General features: G+C 67.7%; 16 protein-coding genes. 14 read left to right on the forward strand and 2 right to left on the reverse strand.

The features are described 5' to 3' along the window. Positions 1–35 precede the first annotated feature (35 nt). The 3 genes from N5D62_RS06630 to N5D62_RS06640 are packed head-to-tail and all read left to right on the forward strand — an operon-like array spanning position 36 to position 3,059. Positions 36–989, forward strand: a complete 954-nt coding sequence (locus tag N5D62_RS06630) for an ABC transporter permease (protein ID WP_279756867.1) — start codon at positions 36–38, stop codon at positions 987–989. A 16-nt stretch (positions 990–1,005) separates the two neighbouring features. After that, the gene (locus tag N5D62_RS06635; RefSeq protein WP_279756868.1) at positions 1,006–2,001 is read left to right on the forward strand and encodes an ABC transporter ATP-binding protein; all 996 of its coding nucleotides are present in this window, start codon (positions 1,006–1,008) and stop codon (positions 1,999–2,001) included. Further along, entirely contained in the window at positions 1,998–3,059 is a 1,062-nt protein-coding gene (locus N5D62_RS06640; RefSeq protein ID WP_279756869.1) for a dipeptide ABC transporter ATP-binding protein, read from the forward strand. The genes N5D62_RS06635 and N5D62_RS06640 overlap by 4 nt, the downstream gene beginning before the upstream one ends. Before the next feature lie 16 nt (positions 3,060–3,075). On the opposite strand, the gene N5D62_RS06645 is transcribed toward N5D62_RS06640, so the two are convergent. Further along, positions 3,076–3,300, reverse strand: coding sequence for a hypothetical protein (locus N5D62_RS06645; protein WP_279756870.1), 225 nt, complete (start codon positions 3,298–3,300; stop codon positions 3,076–3,078). 36 nt (positions 3,301–3,336) lie between these two features. Between N5D62_RS06645 and cyaY the strand changes: the two genes are divergently transcribed. Beyond that, a complete protein-coding gene (cyaY, locus tag N5D62_RS06650; protein WP_279756871.1) occupies positions 3,337–3,684 on the forward strand; it encodes an iron donor protein CyaY in 348 nt (115 codons plus the stop codon). 167 nt (positions 3,685–3,851) lie between these two features. Here cyaY and N5D62_RS06655 read toward each other — a convergent pair whose 3' ends face one another. Further along, positions 3,852–6,290: a PBP1A family penicillin-binding protein gene (locus N5D62_RS06655; RefSeq protein WP_279756872.1), complete on the reverse strand. Its 2,439-nt coding sequence runs from the start codon at positions 6,288–6,290 to the stop codon at positions 3,852–3,854. 445 nt (positions 6,291–6,735) lie between these two features. Between N5D62_RS06655 and N5D62_RS06660 the strand changes: the two genes are divergently transcribed. The 10 genes from N5D62_RS06660 to N5D62_RS06705 all read left to right on the forward strand — a co-directional run bounded on the left by N5D62_RS06660 (position 6,736) and on the right by N5D62_RS06705 (position 17,991). Next, complete coding sequence (locus tag N5D62_RS06660) at positions 6,736–7,815, forward strand: pilus assembly protein PilM (protein ID WP_279756897.1); 1,080 nt, start codon at positions 6,736–6,738, stop codon at positions 7,813–7,815. Further along, positions 7,812–8,423, forward strand: coding sequence for a PilN domain-containing protein (locus N5D62_RS06665; protein WP_279756873.1), 612 nt, complete (start codon positions 7,812–7,814; stop codon positions 8,421–8,423). Before N5D62_RS06660 ends, N5D62_RS06665 begins: the two co-directional genes overlap by 4 nt. 7 nt (positions 8,424–8,430) lie before the next feature. Then, positions 8,431–9,141 (forward strand): type 4a pilus biogenesis protein PilO, encoded by a 711-nt coding sequence (locus N5D62_RS06670; protein ID WP_279756874.1) that lies wholly within the window; start codon positions 8,431–8,433, stop codon positions 9,139–9,141. After that, positions 9,141–9,701 (forward strand): pilus assembly protein PilP, encoded by a 561-nt coding sequence (locus tag N5D62_RS06675; protein WP_279756875.1) that lies wholly within the window; start codon positions 9,141–9,143, stop codon positions 9,699–9,701. The genes N5D62_RS06670 and N5D62_RS06675 overlap by 1 nt, the downstream gene beginning before the upstream one ends. 98 nt (positions 9,702–9,799) lie before the next feature. Next, positions 9,800–11,911, forward strand: a complete 2,112-nt coding sequence (locus N5D62_RS06680; RefSeq protein WP_279756898.1) for a type IV pilus secretin PilQ — start codon at positions 9,800–9,802, stop codon at positions 11,909–11,911. 79 nt (positions 11,912–11,990) lie between these two features. After that, positions 11,991–14,351 carry a hypothetical protein gene (locus N5D62_RS06685; protein ID WP_279756876.1) on the forward strand — a complete coding sequence of 787 codons (2,361 nt, stop codon included), beginning with the start codon at positions 11,991–11,993 and terminating at the stop codon, positions 14,349–14,351. 26 nt (positions 14,352–14,377) lie between these two features. Continuing rightward, a complete protein-coding gene (locus N5D62_RS06690; RefSeq protein WP_279756899.1) occupies positions 14,378–14,983 on the forward strand; it encodes a shikimate kinase in 606 nt (201 codons plus the stop codon). Continuing rightward, positions 14,964–16,109 carry a 3-dehydroquinate synthase gene (gene aroB, locus N5D62_RS06695; RefSeq protein ID WP_279756877.1) on the forward strand — a complete coding sequence of 382 codons (1,146 nt, stop codon included), beginning with the start codon at positions 14,964–14,966 and terminating at the stop codon, positions 16,107–16,109. Before N5D62_RS06690 ends, aroB begins: the two co-directional genes overlap by 20 nt. Before the next feature lie 21 nt (positions 16,110–16,130). Beyond that, positions 16,131–17,261 carry a deoxyguanosinetriphosphate triphosphohydrolase gene (locus N5D62_RS06700; protein WP_279756900.1) on the forward strand — a complete coding sequence of 377 codons (1,131 nt, stop codon included), beginning with the start codon at positions 16,131–16,133 and terminating at the stop codon, positions 17,259–17,261. A gap of 28 nt (positions 17,262–17,289) precedes the next feature. Next, complete coding sequence (locus tag N5D62_RS06705; protein ID WP_279756879.1) at positions 17,290–17,991, forward strand: transposase; 702 nt, start codon at positions 17,290–17,292, stop codon at positions 17,989–17,991. Positions 17,992–18,018 lie beyond the last annotated feature (27 nt).

Genomic DNA, 18,018 nt, shown 5'->3' on the forward strand with positions numbered 1-18,018 from the left:
TCGATCGACCGCCTCCACGCCGAGCTCCACGCCGCATGACCGCTTCCGTTCCTCCTCCCCCGGTGTCCGCCGCGCCCGCGCCGAACGCGCTCCGGCGCTTCTTCGACGGCGACGTCTGGCACTCGTTCACCCATTCGCCGACCGCGATGGTCGCGGCCTTCGTCGCGCTGTGCTGCCTGGTCTGCGCGCTCTTCGCGACCTGGATCGCGCCGCACGACCCGTTCGACCTGTCGGCGCTGGAGCTGATGGACTCGCGCCTGCCGCCGGCCTGGATCGAGGGCGGCTCGTCCAAGTACCTGCTCGGCACCGACGACCAGGGCCGCGACCTGCTGTCGGCCATCATGTACGGCGCGCGCATCTCGCTGCTGGTGGGGGTCGCGTCGGTGATCCTGTCGATGATCATCGGCGTCGGGCTGGGACTGCTGGCCGGTTTCGTCGGCGGCCGGATCGACGCCTTCATCATGCGCATCTGCGACGTGATGCTGTCCTTCCCGTCGATCCTGATCGCGCTGCTGATCGACGGCATCGGCCGCGTCGTCTTCAAGGACGCGCACGACACGCTCGCCTTCGCGGTGCTGATCCTGGCGATCGCGCTGACCGGCTGGGTGCAGTACGCGCGCACGGTGCGCGGCTCGACGCTGGTCGAGCGCAACAAGGAATACGTCCAGGCCGCGCGCGTGATCGGCGTCAAGCCGATGGCGATCATGTGGCGCCACGTGCTGCCCAACGTCACCGGGCCGGTGCTGGTGCTGGCGACGCTGCAGGTCGCCTCGGCCATCCTGACCGAGGCGACGCTGTCCTTCCTCGGCGTCGGCGTGCCGCCGACCAGCCCGTCGCTGGGCACGCTGATCCGCATCGGCAACGACTTCCTGTTCTCCGGCGAATGGTGGATCACCATCTGGCCCAGCGCGATGCTGGTGCTGATCGCGCTGTCGGTGAACCTGCTGGGCGACTGGCTGCGCGATGCGCTCAACCCGCGACTGCGCTGACATGACGGACCGACCCATGACCGCACCCTTGCTGCAAGTCCGCCATCTGCGCGTGGAGTTCCCGACCCGCCGCGGCACGCTGCTGGCGTTGGACGACGTGTCCTTCGACATCGCGCCGGGCGAGGTGCTCGGCGTCGTCGGCGAGTCCGGCGCCGGCAAGTCGCTGACCGGCGCCGCCATCATCGGCCTGCTCGAGCCGCCCGGCCGGATCGCCGGCGGCGAGGTCCTGCTGGAAGGCCGCCGCATCGACAACCTGCCCGCGGACCAGATGCGCCGCATCCGCGGCCGCCAGATCGGCGCGATCTTCCAGGACCCGCTGACCTCGCTGAATCCGCTGTACACCGTCGGCCGGCAACTGGTGGAGACGATCACGACGCACCTGGGCCTGACGCAAAAGCAGGCCCGCGCCCGGGCGATCGAACTGCTCGCGGCCACCGGCATCCCGGCGCCCGAGACGCGGGTGGACCAGTACCCGCACCAGTTCTCCGGGGGCATGCGGCAGCGCGTGGTGATCGCGCTGGCGCTCGCGGCGGATCCGAAACTGATCGTCGCCGACGAACCGACGACGGCGCTCGACGTGTCGATCCAGGCGCAGATCATCGCGTTGCTCAAGCGCGTCTGCCGCGAGCAGGGCGCGGCGGTGATGCTGGTCACGCACGACATGGGCGTGATCGCCGAGACCTGCGATCGCGTCGCGGTGATGTATGCCGGACGGGTGGCGGAGATCGGGCCGGTGCAGGAGGTGATCCATCGACCGGGGCATCCGTACACCGCGGGGCTGATGGGGTCGATCCCCGCGATGGACGAGGACCGCGAACGGCTCGTCCAGATCGACGGCGCGATGCCGCGGCTCAACGCGATCCCGAGCGGCTGCGCCTTTCACCCGCGCTGCCCGCGGGCGTTCGACCGCTGCCACGCGCAGCGTCCGGAATTGATGAAGGCCGTCGCGACCGACGCGGCGTGCTGGTTGCATGCGGCCGATGTCGCCGTCGTGCCGGGAGCGGTGGCATGACGGTGTTGAGCGAGAAGACGGACGCGCGCGGCCTGGCGGGCGAGGGCGCGGCGAGCGCTGGCTCCGGCGCCGTGCTGGTCGAGGTGCGGGATCTGGCCAAGACCTTCGACGTGTCGGCGCCGTGGCTGAACCGCGTCGTCGAGCGCAAGCCCAAGCAATTCGTCCATGCGGTGGATGGCGTCAGCTTCGCGATCGAGAAGGGCCGCACGCTGGCGCTGGTCGGCGAGTCGGGTTGCGGCAAGAGCACCGTGGCGCGGCTGCTGGTCGGTCTGTACGCGCCCACCCAAGGCGAGGTGCGCTTCGATGGCGAGGACATCGCGTCGACGCTGAAGGGGCCGAAGGCGCTGGCGTTGCGGCGCCGGATGCAGATGATCTTCCAAGACCCGTATGCGAGCCTGAACCCCCGTTGGAAGGTGCAGGAGATCGTCGCCGAACCGCTGCGCGAACATGGTTTGGTGCGCGATGCCGCCGGCCTGAAACGGCGCGTCGGCGAGCTGCTGCAGTCGGTGGGGCTGTCGCCGGCGGACGCCGAAAAATTCCCGCACCAGTTCTCCGGCGGCCAGCGCCAGCGTATCTCGATCGCCCGCGCGCTGGCGACCGAACCGGAATTCCTGGTCTGCGACGAGCCAACCTCGGCGCTCGACGTGTCGGTGCAGGCGCAGGTCCTCAACATCATGAAGGACCTGCAGCGCAAGCAAGGGCTGACCTACCTGTTCATCTCGCACAACCTGGCGGTGGTGCGGCATGTCGCCGATCAGGTCGGGGTGATGTACCTCGGCCGACTCGTGGAGCAGGCGGACAAGCGCACGCTGTTCGCCACGCCGCGGCATCCGTACACGCGGATGCTGCTCGATGCGATCCCCGACATCCACATGACCGGACGTGCGCGCACGCCCGTGCAAGGGGAAGTGCCCAATCCGCTGAATCCCCCGAGCGGGTGCAGCTTCCACCCCCGCTGCCCGCATGCGAACGCGCGTTGCAGCACGGAGCGGCCGCAGTTGCTCGCGCTGAAAGGCGTTCGCGTGGCCTGCCACGCGGTGGAGGAAGGCCGGATCTGAGAACCGGCCCCGGCCGTCAGTTCGCCGCGCTCGCGGCAGAGGCGGCAGGAGCCACCGCCGGGGTCGCCGCCGTCGAGGCCGGCGCCGTGCGCTTGGCCGGCAACTGCAACGGACGCTTCTGACCGCAGCCCGCGGCACCCAGCGCGAACGCGCACAACATCAGGGTCGTCATGGCCTTGGCGGCCAAGCGGCGGGTCGGCGTGGAGGCACCGCCTACACTTCGCGTCTTCACGTTTTTCATGGGCTCGCAGTCTAGCGAGTCCACCCCCGACTGCCCATGACCGCCACCCCGCTGACCGATGCCGACTACGACGCCCGCACCGACGCCGTGCTGGCCAGCATCGAATCCGACATCGACGCCTGGCTCGACAGCTATCTGATCGACGTCGACCAGCATCGCACCGGGGGTTTGCTGGAACTGCAGTTCCCGGACCGCAGCAAGATCGTCGTCAATACCCAGCCACCGCTGCACGAGCTGTGGCTGGCGTCGCGGCGCGGGGGGTATCACTTCAAGTTCGTCGACGGCCAGTGGGTCGATACCAAGGACGGCAAGGAGTTCTTTGCCCGGCTGTCCGAAGAAGCCTCCCATCACGGGGGGAAGGCGCTCGCCTTTTCCGGCGTTTGACTGCGCTCACCGAGCACGATCAACCCAACCGGGGGCCCTTTTCTCCGTGTCCCCCTTTGGCACCCTCCCGGGTGCCAAATTCCTCCTAATACCTTCGAAAAGGGCCCCCGGTCGGGTTGATCCTTCGGGAGGCCTTTGTATTCGGGCGTGACGGCAGGGCAGAGACGTCAGCGTTTGAAGAGGTCGAGGATGCTCTTCTTCTCTTCCTCGGAGCCGGTCGTTGGCACGCGCTCCTCGTTGCCCAGCGCCTTCACGCCGTTGTTGTTGGCGAACTCGTCGTAGTACCACTCGCCGCCAATGTTCACGACACCTTCGGGTGGCTGAATCTCCTGGACCGGCGTGTTGCGCAGCGCGTACTGCATGAACTCGATCCACACCGGCAGCGCCAAGCCACCACCCGTCTCGCGGTCGCCCAGCTTGCGCGGCTGGTCATAGCCGATCCAGACCACCGACACCAGCTCCGGCTGGAAACCCGCGAACCAGGCGTCCATCGAGTCGTTCGTCGTCCCCGTCTTGCCGTAGATGTCCGGACGCTTCAGCGTTGCCTGCGTCCGCGCCGCCGTGCCGCTGCGCGCCACCTCCTGCAGCAGGCTGTCCATCAGGTAGGCATTGCGCGGTTCGATCGCCCGTTGCGCGTCCTCGAACTGCTTGGGCTGCTGCTGGTACAGCAGGCGGCCCGCGTGATCGGTGATCCGCTGCACCAGTTGCGGCGCGACCCGGTAACCCCCGTTGGCGAAGACCGAATACGCCTGCGCCATCTGCATCGGCGTCACCGAGCCCGCCCCCAGTGCCATCGTCAGGTAGGCCGGATGCTTGTCCGCATCGAAACCGAAACGCGTGATCCAGTCCTGCGCGTACTTCACGCCGACCGACTGCAGCACCCGGATCGACACCATGTTCTTGGACTTGGCCAGCGCGCGGCGCAAGGGCATCGGCCCGTCGAAGTTGCCGTCGTAGTTCTTCGGCTCCCACGGTTGGCTGCCCGTCGTCGTCGCGTCGAAGAACAGCGGACCGTCATTGACCACCGTCGCGCCGTTGAAACCCTTCTCCAGCGCCGCTGAATAAATGAAGGGCTTGAAGCTCGAGCCCGGCTGGCGCCACGCCTGGGTGACGTGGTTGAACTTGTTCTTGTTGTAGTCGAAGCCGCCCACCAGCGCCCGCACGCTGCCGTCCTTCGGGCTGAGCGCCACCATCGCGCCCTCGACCTCCGGCAGTTGCGTGATCGTCCACTCGTCCTTGTTGTTCTTGACCAGCTTGATGACGCGGATCACCGCGCCGCGGCGGATGCGCGTCTTCGGATTGCCCTTCTCCGCCAGGCCCGAGGTCGCCGGCTTCAGCCCGTCGCCGGTGATCGTCACCGATTCGCCGCTCTGCAGGGCCGCGACGACCTGCTTCGGACTGGCTTCCAGCACCACCGCCGCCAGCAGTTCGTCGTTGGCCGGGTGGTCGGAGAGGGCCTCGGCGATGCGGGTGTCCAGCTCCTTGGGGTCGGCCGGCAGGTCGACGTAAGCCTCGGGGCCCCGGTACACCTGGCGTCGCTCGTAATCCATGATCCCGCGGCGCAGCGCGCGGTAGGCCCGCTCCTGCTCGTCCGCGTGCAGCGTCAGGTAGACGTTCAGGCCGCGGGTGTAGGCCTCGTCGCCGTACTGGCTGAAGATCAGCTGGCGGGCCAGCTCGGCCACGTACTCGGCATGGCTCGCCGCCTCCTGCGGCGGGCGGATGCGCAGCTTCTCGGCCTTGGCCTGGGCATGCTGCTCGGGCGTGATGAAGCCCATTTCCAGCATCCGGTCGATGATGTATTGCTGACGCAACACTGCCCGGCGCGGATTGTTGATCGGGTTGTAAGCAGATGGTGCTTTCGGCAACCCGGCCAGCATCGCGGCCTCCGCGATCGAGATGTCCTTGAGCGGCTTGCCGAAATAGACCTCGCTGGCCGCCGCGAACCCGTAGGCCCGGTGACCCAGGAAGATCTGGTTCATGTAGATCTCGAGGATCTTCTCCTTGGGCAGCGCGCTCTCGATCTTCAGCGCCAGCAGGATCTCGTAGATCTTGCGGGTGAAGGTCTTCTCGGTCGACAGGTAGAAGTTGCGCGCCACCTGCATCGTGATCGTCGACGCGCCCTGGCTCTTGGACTCGCTGACGTTGGCCAGGCCGGCCCGGATCACGCCCAGGTAGTCGACGCCGCCATGCTGATAGAAGCGCGCGTCCTCAATGGCCAGGATCGCGTCCTGCATCACCTTGGGAATCTCGCGGATGTCGGAGTAGCTGCGGCGCTCCTCGCCGTACTCGGCCAGCAACTGGCCCTCGCTGGACATCACGCGCAGCGGCAGCTTGGGCCGGTAATCGGTCAGGCCGGAGATGTCGGGCAGTTGCGGGTAGGCCATCGCCAACGCCATGCCGACCAGCAGCACCACCGCCCCGATGCCGGCCAGCAACAGGCCGAAGAGCCAGCCCAGCGCCCGCGCGAACCAGGGCCGCGGCGCCTTGCCGTCGCCCTTGGACTTCTTGCGCGACGCGTCGCCTTTGTCTTTCTTGGCGCCCTTGTCCGGGGTGGACGGGGCATCGAAGGAGGGTTCGGAGGGCTCGGGGGTTTTCTTCGAGGGCATGGGCCGGACGGAGTGTGCAATCTTGCTTGGCTGGCCGCCCCCTATCAGGGCCTGTACGGGTGACGATGCGGGCCGCGAGCGGCGATTATAGGAAGGGCACCGAAGACGGGACCCGCGGGCCCGGATCGCCGGCCTTGACTGTTACAGGTGATGTCGGGAACTTCGCAGACACTCCGCGGCGGCGTTTTCGACCCCCCGAGACATCCCTCACGAAGATGTCCGGCGGGCAATTAAACGCTTCGGGAATCCGTCGCGATACCGCCCGGATTGGGGAGTCAGAGCGCTATTTTTCGAGCCTTTACCACCCCACGGTGGCGTGTATGTTACGCAACGCGGCGTTACTTGCTGTGACCGCTTTGCCTTGGGGTGACAAGGGCTTTGCTGATAGCATTCAAGTAACTTATTAACAAACCGGCGCATGAGCGGCGCGTTGGGGGAACGCATCATGGGGCTGTTGGACCTACTGCGCGGTCGCGCGCATCCACCCATGATTGGCCTGGACATTTCATCGTCCAGCGTCAAGCTTGTGGAATTGAGTCAAAACTCGAGCGGCGAATACGTCCTGGAACGTTTCGCCACCGAGCCATTTGAAAAAGGCTGGATTACCGACGGCCAGATCGAGAAGTTCGACGAGGTCGCGGACGCGGTCCGGCGGGTGGTCACCCGCAGCGGCAGCCGCACGCGGCAGGCCGCGCTGGCCATGCCGCAAAGCTCGGTGATCACCAAGAAGATCATGTTGCCGGCCGGCCTGCGCGAGGAAGAGCTCGAGCTGCAGGTCGAGGCCGAGGCCAACCAGTACATCCCGTTCTCGCTCGACGAGGTCTCGCTCGACTTCTGCGTCATCGGCCCGAGCCCGACCTCGGTCGGCGACGTCGAGGTGCTGATCGCCGCCTCGCGCAAGGACCGCGTGCAGGATCGCCAGGCGCTGGCCGAGGCCGCGGGCCTGCGACCGGTCGTGCTCGACATCGAGTCGCACGCCTCGCGCATGGCCGTCGGCCGGCTGGTCGAGACGCTGCCCAACGAGGGCAAGGACGCGCTGGTCGCGCTGTTCGAGATCGGCGCCGACACGACCTCGCTGAAGGTCCTGCGCGACGACGAGATGCTCTACGACCGCGACCAGGCCTTCGGCGGCTCGCAGCTGACGCAGCTGATCTCGCGCCAGTACGGCTTCTCGTTCGAGGAGGCCGAGCTCAAGAAGCTGAGCGGCGAACTGCCCGACGACTATGAGACGCAGGTGCTGAACCCGTTCGTCGACTCGCTGTCGCAGGAGATCGGGCGCGCGCTGCAGTACTTCTTCACCAGCACGCCGCATCACAAGGTCCATTACGTGATGCTCGCCGGCGGCACCGCCACGCTGCCCGGCCTCAAGGAACGCGTGACCGAACTGACTGGCTTCGCCTGCATGGTCGTGAACCCATTCGAGAACATGGTGCTCGGCTCGGCGGTGCGCGAGTCCAAGCTGCGCCGTGAAGCCCCGGCATACCTGACGGCCTGCGGCCTCGCCATGCGGAGGTTCTTTCAGTGATTCTGATCAACCTGCTCCCGCACCGCGAAGAGAAGCGCAAGCGCCGCAAGGCCGCGTTCTTCGTCGGACTGGGGATGTCCTTCGCCGTCGGCGCGCTGATCGCCGCGTTCATCTACCTGCTGCTGCAGCAGCTCACCGGCGCCCAGGCGCAACGCAACGACTATCTGAAGGCCGAGATCGCCAAGCTCGACGTCCAGATCAAGGACATCGCGACGCTGCGCGCCGAGATCGAGGCGCTGCGTTCGCGCCAGCGCGCGGTCGAGAACCTGCAGAGCGACCGCAACACGCCGGTGCACCTGCTCAATGAAATGGCCAAGTTCACGCCGGAAGGCGTGTTCCTGCAGTCGGTGCGCCAGACCAACAAGGTCGTGGTGATCGCCGGCGTGGCCGCGTCCAACGAGCGCGTGTCCGAGATGCTGCGCAACCTGAGCCGCGCCGAATGGCTGGAGAACCCGGACCTGGTCGAGATCAAGGCCGCGCCGGTGAACCCGCGCGATCCGCGCCGCCTGTACGACTTCTCGGTCAAGGTCGGCATCAAGAGCGCCACGCCCGAGCCCCCGCCGGGCGCGGCCAGCGGCCCCGGCGGCAAGCCGGCGAAGAAGTCGTGAGGACCCCATGGCAAGCTTGAAAAACCTGGACCTCAACGCCTGGTTCGCGGACTTCTCGAGCCAGTTCCAGAACCTGAACATGCAGGAGCCGGGCCAGTGGCCGCCGGCGCCGCGATACGCCGCGTTCGTGGTGGTGGCGCTGCTGACGGTGGGCCTGGGCTGGGTCGCGGTGCTCTCCGACGAGCAGTCGGCGCTGGACGCCGAGCGCGACAAGGAACCGCAGCTCAAGGAAGACTTCAACAACAAGCTGACCCAGGCGGTCAACCTGCCCGAGCTGCGCAAGCAGAAGAGCCAGGTCGAGGAATACGTCCTGCAGCTCGAGAAGCAACTGCCTGGCAAGGCCGAGATGGACGCGCTGCTGTCGGACATCAACCAGTCCGGCCTGGGCCGCGGCCTGCAGTTCGAGTTGTTCCGCCCCGGCGCGATCGTGATGCGCGACTATTACGCCGAGCAGCCGATCGCGATCAAGGTCTCGGGCCGTTATCACGACATCGGCGCCTTCACCGCGGACGTGTCCAACCTGTCGCGCATCGTCACGCTGCACGACCTGGCGATCGTCGTGCCCGGCACGACGAGCAACAACCAGAACACGCCCCCGCGCACCGACACGAACACCACGTTGTCGATGGAGGCCACTGCGCGGACCTACCGTTATCTCGACCCCAACGAGGTCGAGGAACAGAAGAAGGCCGCCGCGGCCGCGGAGAAGAAGAAATGATGCGCGTCCTCCGATCTCCGGCGGCCCCGGGCCGCGCGCTCGGCTGGCTCGGGCTGGCGCTCGCCGGCGCGATGCTGGCGGGCTGCACCGGCGGCACCGACGAGCTGCAGCAGTGGATGGACGAGCAGCGCCAGCAGACGCGCCCGACCGTCAAGCCACTGACGCCGCCCAAGACCTTCCAGCCGCAGCCCTATGAGGCGCAGGCGGTGGTGGATCCGTTCAGCACGCAGAAGCTGACCGTCGCGCTGCGCCGCGAGGCGGCCCAGCCCAGTTCGCTGTTGGCCGCCGAGATGAAGCGCCGCCGCGAGCCGCTGGAGGCCTTCCCGCTGGACAGCATGGCGATGGTGGGTAGCGTCTCGCGTGACGGTCGTCCGTCCGCGCTGCTGCGGGTGGACAACCTGCTGTATCAGGCACGGGTCGGCGACTACCTGGGACAGAACTTCGGCCGCATCACCAAGATCAACGAGACAGAGATCACGTTGCGAGAAGTCGTCCAGGACGCTGCGGGCGAATGGATCGAACGCACCAGTACTCTCCAGCTTCAGGAGCAGGGACGATGAAGAACACGGTTGTGGAGAACGCTGCGATGAGCGTCCGTACGAGGGAAGAAGGGCGCGCCACGCGCTGGAAGGCGCTGGCTTGCGCGATCGGCCTGGCCATGCTGCTGCCGGTGCAGGCATTCGCCCAGAACATGATCCGGTCGATCAGCGCGACCCAGCAGGCGGGTGCGGACATCATCCGCATCGAGCTGGCGAAACCGCTGACCGAAGTGCCGCGCGGCTTCGCCGTGCAGGTGCCGCCGCGCATCGCGCTGGACCTGCCGGGCGTGTCCAACGGCCTGGGCCGGAACGCGGTCGAGCTGAACTCGGGCAACATGCGCTCGGCCAACGTTGCGCAAGCGGGCGACCGCACCCGCGTCGTGCTGAACCTGCGCCAGGCGAGCACCTATCGCGCCCAGCTGCAGGACAACGCGTTGCTGATCTTCCTGGACGGCGCCCCTGCCGCCAACGCGCCGGCGGCCACCGCCGCCGCGGCGAGCGAGCCGGTGCACTTCGCCCCCAGCCAGAACGCCGCCGCGCAATCGCTGCAGGACATCGACTTCCGCCGCGGCAACGACGGCGCGGGCCGTGTCGTCGTGAACCTGCCCAGCAGCCAGGTCGGCGTCGACATCCAGCAGCAGGGCCAGAACCTGGTGGTCGAGTTCCTGCGCAGCACGCTGCCGGAACGCCTGCGCCGCAAGCTCGACGTGACCGACTTCGGCACGCCGGTGCAGACGGTGACCGCCACCCAGCAGGGCGACCGCGTCCGCCTGGTCGTCACGCCCAAGGGCAACTGGGAGCACAGCGCCTACCAGAGCGACAACCAGTTCGTGCTGGAAGTGCGTCCGCAGAAGGTCGACCCGAACAAGCTGACGCAAGGCCCGGGCTACAGCGGCGACAAGCTGAGCCTGAACTTCCAGAACATCGACGTGCGGGCGCTGCTGCAAGTCATCGCGGACTTCACCAACTTCAACGTCGTCACCAGCGACACCGTCAGCGGCAACGTGACGCTGCGCCTGAAGGACGTGCCCTGGGACCAGGCGTTGGACATCATCCTGCAGGCCAAGGGCCTGGGCATGCGCAAGTCCGGCAACGTGCTGTGGATCGCGCCCAAGGAGGAGCTGGCCAACAAGGAGAAGGCGGAGCTCGAGGCCAAGCAGGCCGTGGCGCAACTGGAACCGCTGCGCACGCAGTCCTTCCAGATGAACTACACGAAGGCCGAGGAAGTCGCCAAGGGCCTGACCGGCCAGAACAACCCGGGCGCGAACTCGAACACGACGACCTCGCGCATCCTGTCGCCGCGCGGCAGCGTGATCTGGGAGACCCGCACGAACCAGCTGTTCGTCAGCGACATCCCGTCCAAGCTCGAGGAGATCCAGGCGCTGATCGCCAAGATCGACGTGCCGGTGCGCCAGGTGCTGATCGAGGCCCGCATCGTCGAGGCCGACGACAAGTTCGGCCGCGCGCTGGGCGTCAAGCTGGGCGCGACCGACCTGCGCGGCCGCCAGGGCGGCATCCCGGGCTACAACGTCGGCGGCAGCAACTACGTGACGGTCGGCGGCAACTACTCGGCCGTCGGTTCGGCGACCAACCAGCAGTCGACCTACAACTACAACGACTCGCAGTTCGTGAGCCTGCCGGCCAACGTGTCGGGCGACGTGTTCGGCGGCGCGACCGCGGCGAACTTCGCGCTGTCGCTGTTCTCGGCCACCGCCAACCGGTTCCTGAACCTGGAAATCTCCGCGCTGGAGGCCGACGGCCGCGGCAAGGTGGTGTCCAGCCCGCGCGTCGTCACGGCGGACCAGACCAAGGCGCTGATCGAGCAGGGCGAGGAAATTCCTTACCAGCAGTCGACCTCCAGCGGCGCGACCTCGATCACCTTCAAGAAGGCCGTGCTGAAGCTGGAAGTGACGCCGCAGATCACGCCCGAAGGCAACGTGATCCTAACGGTCGACGTCAACAAGGACAGCCGCGGCACGCTGACCCCGCAGGGTTACGCGATCAACAACAAGCATGTGCAGACGCTGGTGCTGGTCGAGAACGGCGGCACCGTGGTGATCGGCGGCATCTACACGCAAGAGGACCTGGAAAGCGAGAACAAGGTCCCGTATCTGGGCGATATCCCGTTGCTCGGCAACTTGTTCAAGAACAAGTCGCGAAGCACGGCTAAAACGGAACTGCTGATCTTCATCACCCCGAAGGTGGTCAGCGACCGGGTGTCGACCCGTTGATGGGCGGCCTACTTTCCAGGCAATCCGAGTACAGGGAAGGCCGCGCGCCTGAGCGCGGCGCGGTTGGAGTAGCAAGCAAATGACGATATTCGCGAAGTACGGGCGGTGGATGACGACCGCGACGCTCGGGGCCTTCCTGGCCGCGACGCTGACCGCCTGCGGCGGCGGTGGCGGCAGCGCCGGAGCGCCGGTCAACGGCGGCAACAACGGCGGCTCGACGCCCGCCAACGTGGCCGACGTGTCCCTGGTGCTGGACAAGTCCACGATGAGCAACAACGGCTCGGACACCGTCAAGGTGACCGTCACCACCGTCGATGCCAACCGCTCGGCGGTCGGCAACGTGCCGGTGACTTTCGCCGTCGACAACAACGCGGTCATCACCCCCGCGGGCACGATGACCGACGGGACGACCGGCCAGCAGACGGCCACCGTCTCGATCGGCGCGGACCGCACCAACCGCTCGATCACCGTCGCGGTGAAGGCCGGTTCCATCGTCAAGAACGCGAAGTTCGACATCGTCGACAGCATCAGCGGCGGCAAGGTCGCCGACCTGTCGCTGGTGCTGGACAACCCGTCCATCGTCAATGACGGCTCGCAGACCGGTCGCCTGACCGTGACGTCGCTGGACGCCGCGCGCAACGCGGTCGGCGGCTCCGCAGTCAAGTTCGCGACGTCCGACCCGGGCGGAACGGCCTTTGTCACGGCCGGCCCGACCACGGACACGAGCGGCCAGTTGATCGCCACGATCTCGCTCGGCGCCAATCACACGAACCGCACGATCACCGTCACCGCCACCAGCGGCACGGTGGAACGCTCGATCTCATTGAATGTTGTTCCGCCGGTGGTCACCGTGCCGACGGCCAATGACATGTCGATCGTGCTGGACAAGCTGAGCATCGGCAACACCGGCGGCGATCGCGTGACCGCGACCGTCACCGCGGTGGACACTCAGCGCAACGTGGTGGCCGGCGTGCCGGTGCAGTTCAGCGTTGGCGACGACAAGGGCGCGAACATCACCGTCGTGAACGGCACGACCAACGCGTCCGGCATCGCCGTGGCGCAGATCACCAGCGGCGCGGACAAGTCCAACCGCCTGATCACGGTGACGGCCAAGACCAACACGTTGACGCGCTCGGCCTCGTTCCAGGTCACCGGCGCGAAGATCCAGGGCACCGCGGTGCCGACGCAGCCCGCGGCGGGCTCGACGAACAATCGCGTCGACTTCCGCGTCAGCGACGTCAACCAGAACCCGATGACCGCGCAGCCGATCACCGTGTCCGCGCCTGGCCTGCCCACGGCGACCAGCACGACGGACGGCAGCGGCGCCTATTCGTATGTCTACACCGCGCCGACCACGGCCGGCCCGATCGACATCACGGCCACGTCCGGCGGCGTCAGCACCGTCGTGACGGTGACGGTGCCGTCGAGCAGTTCCGCGGTGCCGCCGGCCACGCCGGCGGTGGTGTCGGCCTCGGTGCAGGCGTCGCCCTCGGTGGTCGCGGTGAACACCGAAGCCACGAGCAACCGTTCCGAACTGCGCGCGATCTTCCTGGCCGCGGGCAACGCCCCGGTGAAGAACGTCCGCGTGCGCTTCGACCTGAACGGCGATCCGAACAGCATCGGCGGCGCGATCTCGTCGGGCACCTCGCTGGTGTATTCGGACGCGAACGGCACGGCCGCGACCAGCTATGTGCCGGGCAACCGCGCCAGCCCGACCTCGGGCGTGCAGATCCGCGCCTGCTGGGCCGCGGATGACTTCGCGATCAACACCTGCCCGAACTCGGTCGTGACCACGCTGACTGTCGTGTCGGACCCGCTGTCAATCTCGATCGGTACGAACGAGGAGATCACCGCGAAGGAGGGTGAGGTGATCTACACGAAGAAGTACGTCGTGTTGGTCGTCGACGCTGCCGGCCAGCCCAAGGGCGACGTGCAGATCACGCCGTCGATCGACCTGACTAGCTACTACAAGGGCTACTGGGTCCTGCCGCAAGGCGCCACTGCCTGGTCGCGCGCCTACGACCGCGACGTGTTCAACAATCGTGTCGCGTGGGATGCCAGCAACCCGCCGCCGTCGTGCCTGAACGAAGACATCAACCGCAACGGCCTGATCGACGGCACGGAAGATCGCAACGGCAACAGCCAGCTGGATCCCCGCAAGTCGGATGCCTCGATCAGCATGAGCGGTTCGACGCGGACGAACGCCAACGGCCTGGCGGAGATCATCCTGCAGTACCCGCGCAGCCTGGCGGGCTGGGTGAACTTCACGATCAGCGCGAATGCGTTCGGCGTGCTGAGCCCGCCGGCGACGCTGAGCGACTCGCTGCCGTTCCCGCAGTCGATCGTCAACCAGTCGGCGGTGGCCCCGGCCTTCACGATCAGCCCGTATGGCCGCGTGCGCAAGACGTCGGACATCGGCTGGTGCACCAACCAGGACTGAGTCCCGGGACTGGAGAACGCTTGTCGCTGGTGATCGCGTTGGTCGGCATGCCTGGCGGGGGGAAATCCACCGTCGGGCGCCTGCTGGCGCGGCAACTGGACATGCCGTTCATCGACTCCGACGCCGAGATCGAGAAGGATCTCGGCGGCGAGTCGATCAAGGACTACTTCGCCCGTGAGGGCGAATCGTCGTTTCGGGACCTCGAATCGCAGGTCATCGCGCGGCTGCTCGAGCGCTCGGCCGCAGGCCAGGAAATGATCCTGGCGACCGGCGGGGGGGCCGTGTTGCGCGAGATCAATCGGGACCGGCTCAAGGCGGCTTCGACGGTCGTGTACCTGAGGTCGTCGCCAGAAGAACTCTTCAGGCGCCTCCGGCACGACACGCAACGCCCGCTGCTGCAGGTGGCCAATCCGCAGGCGAAGCTGCGCGAGCTCTATGGGCAGCGCGATCCGCTGTACCGGCGCTGCGCGCACTTCGTGCTCGAGTCGAGCCGACCGTCGGTGCATGGGCTGGCCAACATGATCCTGATGCAGCTGGAGCTGGCGGGGCTGATCGATCCGGCACGGGTCGCGGCCACCGTGGGGGCGAGCGAGGCCCCGTACACTTCCGGGAATGACCGCTCCGCTCCCTGATCCGACGTCCTCCGCGGCGGCCACGCCCGCCGACGCCTCCACGGTCGCCATCGATCTCGGCGATCGCCGCTACGACATCCTCATCGGTTCCGGCCTGTTCGACGCCCCGTCGTCCTGGGCCGCTCTGCCGCGCGCCGCGACGGCGCTGATCGTCACCAACGACCGGGTCGCGCCGCTGTACCTGGAGCGGCTCAAGCGCCAGCTCGCGCCTCATTACCGGCAGGTCGACGCGGTCGTCCTGCCCGACGGCGAGCAGCACAAGAGCTGGGCCTCGCTGGACACGGTCATCGACCACCTGCTGGCCGGCGCGGCCGACCGCAAGACGGTGCTGTTTGCGCTGGGCGGCGGCGTGATCGGCGACCTGACCGGCTTCGCCGCGGCGATCTACATGCGCGGCGTGCCCTTCGTGCAGGTGCCGACGACGCTGCTGGCGCAGGTCGACTCCTCGGTCGGTGGCAAGACGGCGATCAACCACCCGCGCGGCAAGAACATGGTCGGCGCGTTCTACCAGCCGGTCCGCGTGATCGCCGACCTGGACACGCTGGACACGCTGCCCGATCGGGAGCTCTCGGCCGGCTTGGCCGAGATCATCAAGTACGGCCCGATCGCCGACACCGCCTTCCTCGACTGGATCGAGGCCAGCCTGGATGCCTTGCTGGCGCGCGACAAGTCAGCGCTGGCTTACGCGGTGAAGCGCAGCTGCGAGATCAAGGCCTGGGTCGTGGGCCAGGACGAGCGCGAGGCCGGCCTGCGCGCCATCCTGAATTTCGGCCACACCTTCGGCCACGCGATCGAGACCGGGCTGGGTTATGGCGAGTGGCTGCATGGCGAGGGCGTGGGCTGCGGCATGGTCCTGGCGTCCGAGCTGTCCGCCCGGCTGGGTTTGGTGCCGGCCGCCTTCGTCGACCGGATGACGCGGCTGATCGAGCGCGCGCGCCTGCCGATCCTGGCGCCGCCGATGCCGATCGATCGCTGGCTCGAGCTGATGCGGGTCGACAAGAAGAATGAAGGCGGCGAGATCCGGTTCGTCGTCATCGAGGGCCTCGGCCAGGCCGGCATGCGGGGAGCGCCCGATGCGATGGTGGCCGAGGTGATCGCCGCCCACACGGCGCCCGGACAACCCTGAGCCCCTGAACCGACGATGACGATGCTGCGCGCGCCCTATGCCTCCGATCCCGCGCGCAGCCGCGGTCGCCGTCATCCCGAGGCGCCGGCCCCGACGCGCAGCGAGTACCAGCGCGACCGCGACCGCATCGTCCACAGCACCGCGTTCCGGCGGCTGGTCTACAAGACCCAGGTGTTCCTGAACCATGAGGGCGACCTGTTCCGCACGCGGCTGACGCATTCGCTGGAAGTGGCGCAACTCGGACGCTCGATCGGCCGCAGCTTGGGCCTGGACGAGGACCTGATCGAGACCATCGCCCTGGCGCACGACCTGGGCCACACCCCCTTCGGCCATGCCGGGCAGGACGTGCTGGACGACTGCATGAAGACGCATGGCGGCTTCGAGCACAACCTGCAGTCGCTGCGCGTCGTGGACAAGCTCGAGCAGCGCTATCCGGCCTTCGACGGGCTCAACCTGAGCTTCGAAAGCCGCGAAGGCATCCTCAAGCACTGCACGCGGCGGGATGCCGAGCGGATCGAGCTCCGCGAGCCGGGCGGCGTCGCGGCGCGTTTCCTCGCCGGCGGGCAACCGAGCCTGGAAGCGCAGCTGTGCAACCTGGCCGATGAGGTGGCCTACAACGCGCATGACGTCGACGACGGCGTGCGCTCGGGGCTGGTCACGCTGGAGCAACTGGAGCAGGTGCCGCTGGTGCACCGCTACCTGCGCGAGACGCTGGCCGACTACCCGCATCTGACCGGCAAGCGGCTGCTGGCGGAAACGATCCGCCGCATGCTGTCGCAGCAGGTCTACGACATCATCGACGCCACCGGCGCCGCGATCCGGTCCGCCGCGCCGGCCGACGCCGACGAGGCCCGCGCCAAGGGGCCGCTCGTGCGCTTCAGCCCCGAGATGCGCCATGCGAGCACCGAGCTCAAGCGTTTCCTGTTCGCCAACCTGTACCGGCATCCCGTCGTCCAGGAGCAGCGCGACCGCGCCGAGCAGGTGTTGCGGGAACTGTTCCACCTCTACCTGACCGACCCGTCCCGGCTCCCCGCCGACTTCGCCGACAGCGACGATCACGCGCGCGCCTGCGCCGACTACATCGCCGGCATGACGGACCGGTTCGCGCTCAAGGAACACGAGCGGCTGACGGGGAAGAAGCTCATCGCATAATTGGGGTCAGACTCATGGCGGACCCCTCATGGCACGACTTCCCCGGCTGGCGCTGGCCGGCCACCTGCATCACCTGATCCACCGCGGCCACAACCTGCAGCCGATCGTCGTCGACGACGAGGACCGCCGCACGCTGCTGGCCGCGCTGCAGGACAGCGCCGTCACCCACAAGGTGGCGATCCACGCCTACGTGGTCATGCCCAACCACCTGCACCTGCTCGCGACGCCCTCCGCCGACGATGGGCTGAGCCGCATGATGCAGGCGCTCGGGCGGCGCTACGTCAGCGCCTTCAACCTCCGCCATGGCCGCGTCGGCACGCTCTGGGAAGGGCGCTTCCGCGCCGCGCCGCTGGAGGCGGAGAACCACCTGCTCGCCGTCATGCGCAGCATCGAGCTCAATCCCCTGCGTGCCGGCTTGAGCGCCGAGCCGGGCGACTACGCCTGGTCCTCGGCGGCGCACCACCTCGGACGCCGGCGCGACCCGCTGGTCAGCGATCCGCCCGGTTTCTGGGCGCTCGGCAACACCCCGTTCGAGCGCGAACTGGCCTGGCGCCGCTGGCTGGAGGAGGGCGAATCCGAGGCCGAGCGCCAGCAGATGATCGATTCCGCCTTGAAGGGATGGCCGCTCGGATCGGCACGTTTCCTGCAGTCGCTTGGCGAACTCAGCGCCCGCCCGATGAGCCCGCGTCCCCGCGGCCGGCCACGCAAGACGCCACCCCAGACGGATTGAAGTTGAATCTGTCCCCATTTAATCGAC

Origin of the sequence: Mitsuaria sp. GD03876 (assembly GCF_029840635.1) — a bacterium.
Taxonomy (GTDB): Bacteria; Pseudomonadota; Gammaproteobacteria; order Burkholderiales; family Burkholderiaceae_C; genus Roseateles.

Excerpts from the sequence above, each read along its gene's own strand:
- N5D62_RS06630 (WP_279756867.1), top strand. The coding sequence starts at position 36 with ATGACCGCTTCCGTTCCTCCTCCCCCGGTGTCCGCCGCGCCCGCGCCG.
- N5D62_RS06635 (WP_279756868.1), top strand. The coding sequence starts at position 1,006 with ATGACCGCACCCTTGCTGCAAGTCCGCCATCTGCGCGTGGAGTTCCCG.
- N5D62_RS06640 (WP_279756869.1), top strand. The coding sequence starts at position 1,998 with ATGACGGTGTTGAGCGAGAAGACGGACGCGCGCGGCCTGGCGGGCGAG.
- N5D62_RS06645 (WP_279756870.1), bottom strand. The coding sequence starts at position 3,300 with ATGAAAAACGTGAAGACGCGAAGTGTAGGCGGTGCCTCCACGCCGACC.
- cyaY (WP_279756871.1), top strand. The coding sequence starts at position 3,337 with ATGACCGCCACCCCGCTGACCGATGCCGACTACGACGCCCGCACCGAC.
- N5D62_RS06655 (WP_279756872.1), bottom strand. The coding sequence starts at position 6,290 with ATGCCCTCGAAGAAAACCCCCGAGCCCTCCGAACCCTCCTTCGATGCC.
- N5D62_RS06660 (WP_279756897.1), top strand. The coding sequence starts at position 6,736 with ATGGGGCTGTTGGACCTACTGCGCGGTCGCGCGCATCCACCCATGATT.
- N5D62_RS06670 (WP_279756874.1), top strand. The coding sequence starts at position 8,431 with ATGGCAAGCTTGAAAAACCTGGACCTCAACGCCTGGTTCGCGGACTTC.
- N5D62_RS06675 (WP_279756875.1), top strand. The coding sequence starts at position 9,141 with ATGCGCGTCCTCCGATCTCCGGCGGCCCCGGGCCGCGCGCTCGGCTGG.
- N5D62_RS06680 (WP_279756898.1), top strand. The coding sequence starts at position 9,800 with ATGCTGCTGCCGGTGCAGGCATTCGCCCAGAACATGATCCGGTCGATC.
- N5D62_RS06685 (WP_279756876.1), top strand. The coding sequence starts at position 11,991 with ATGACGATATTCGCGAAGTACGGGCGGTGGATGACGACCGCGACGCTC.
- aroB (WP_279756877.1), top strand. The coding sequence starts at position 14,964 with ATGACCGCTCCGCTCCCTGATCCGACGTCCTCCGCGGCGGCCACGCCC.
- N5D62_RS06700 (WP_279756900.1), top strand. The coding sequence starts at position 16,131 with ATGCTGCGCGCGCCCTATGCCTCCGATCCCGCGCGCAGCCGCGGTCGC.
- N5D62_RS06705 (WP_279756879.1), top strand. The coding sequence starts at position 17,290 with ATGGCACGACTTCCCCGGCTGGCGCTGGCCGGCCACCTGCATCACCTG.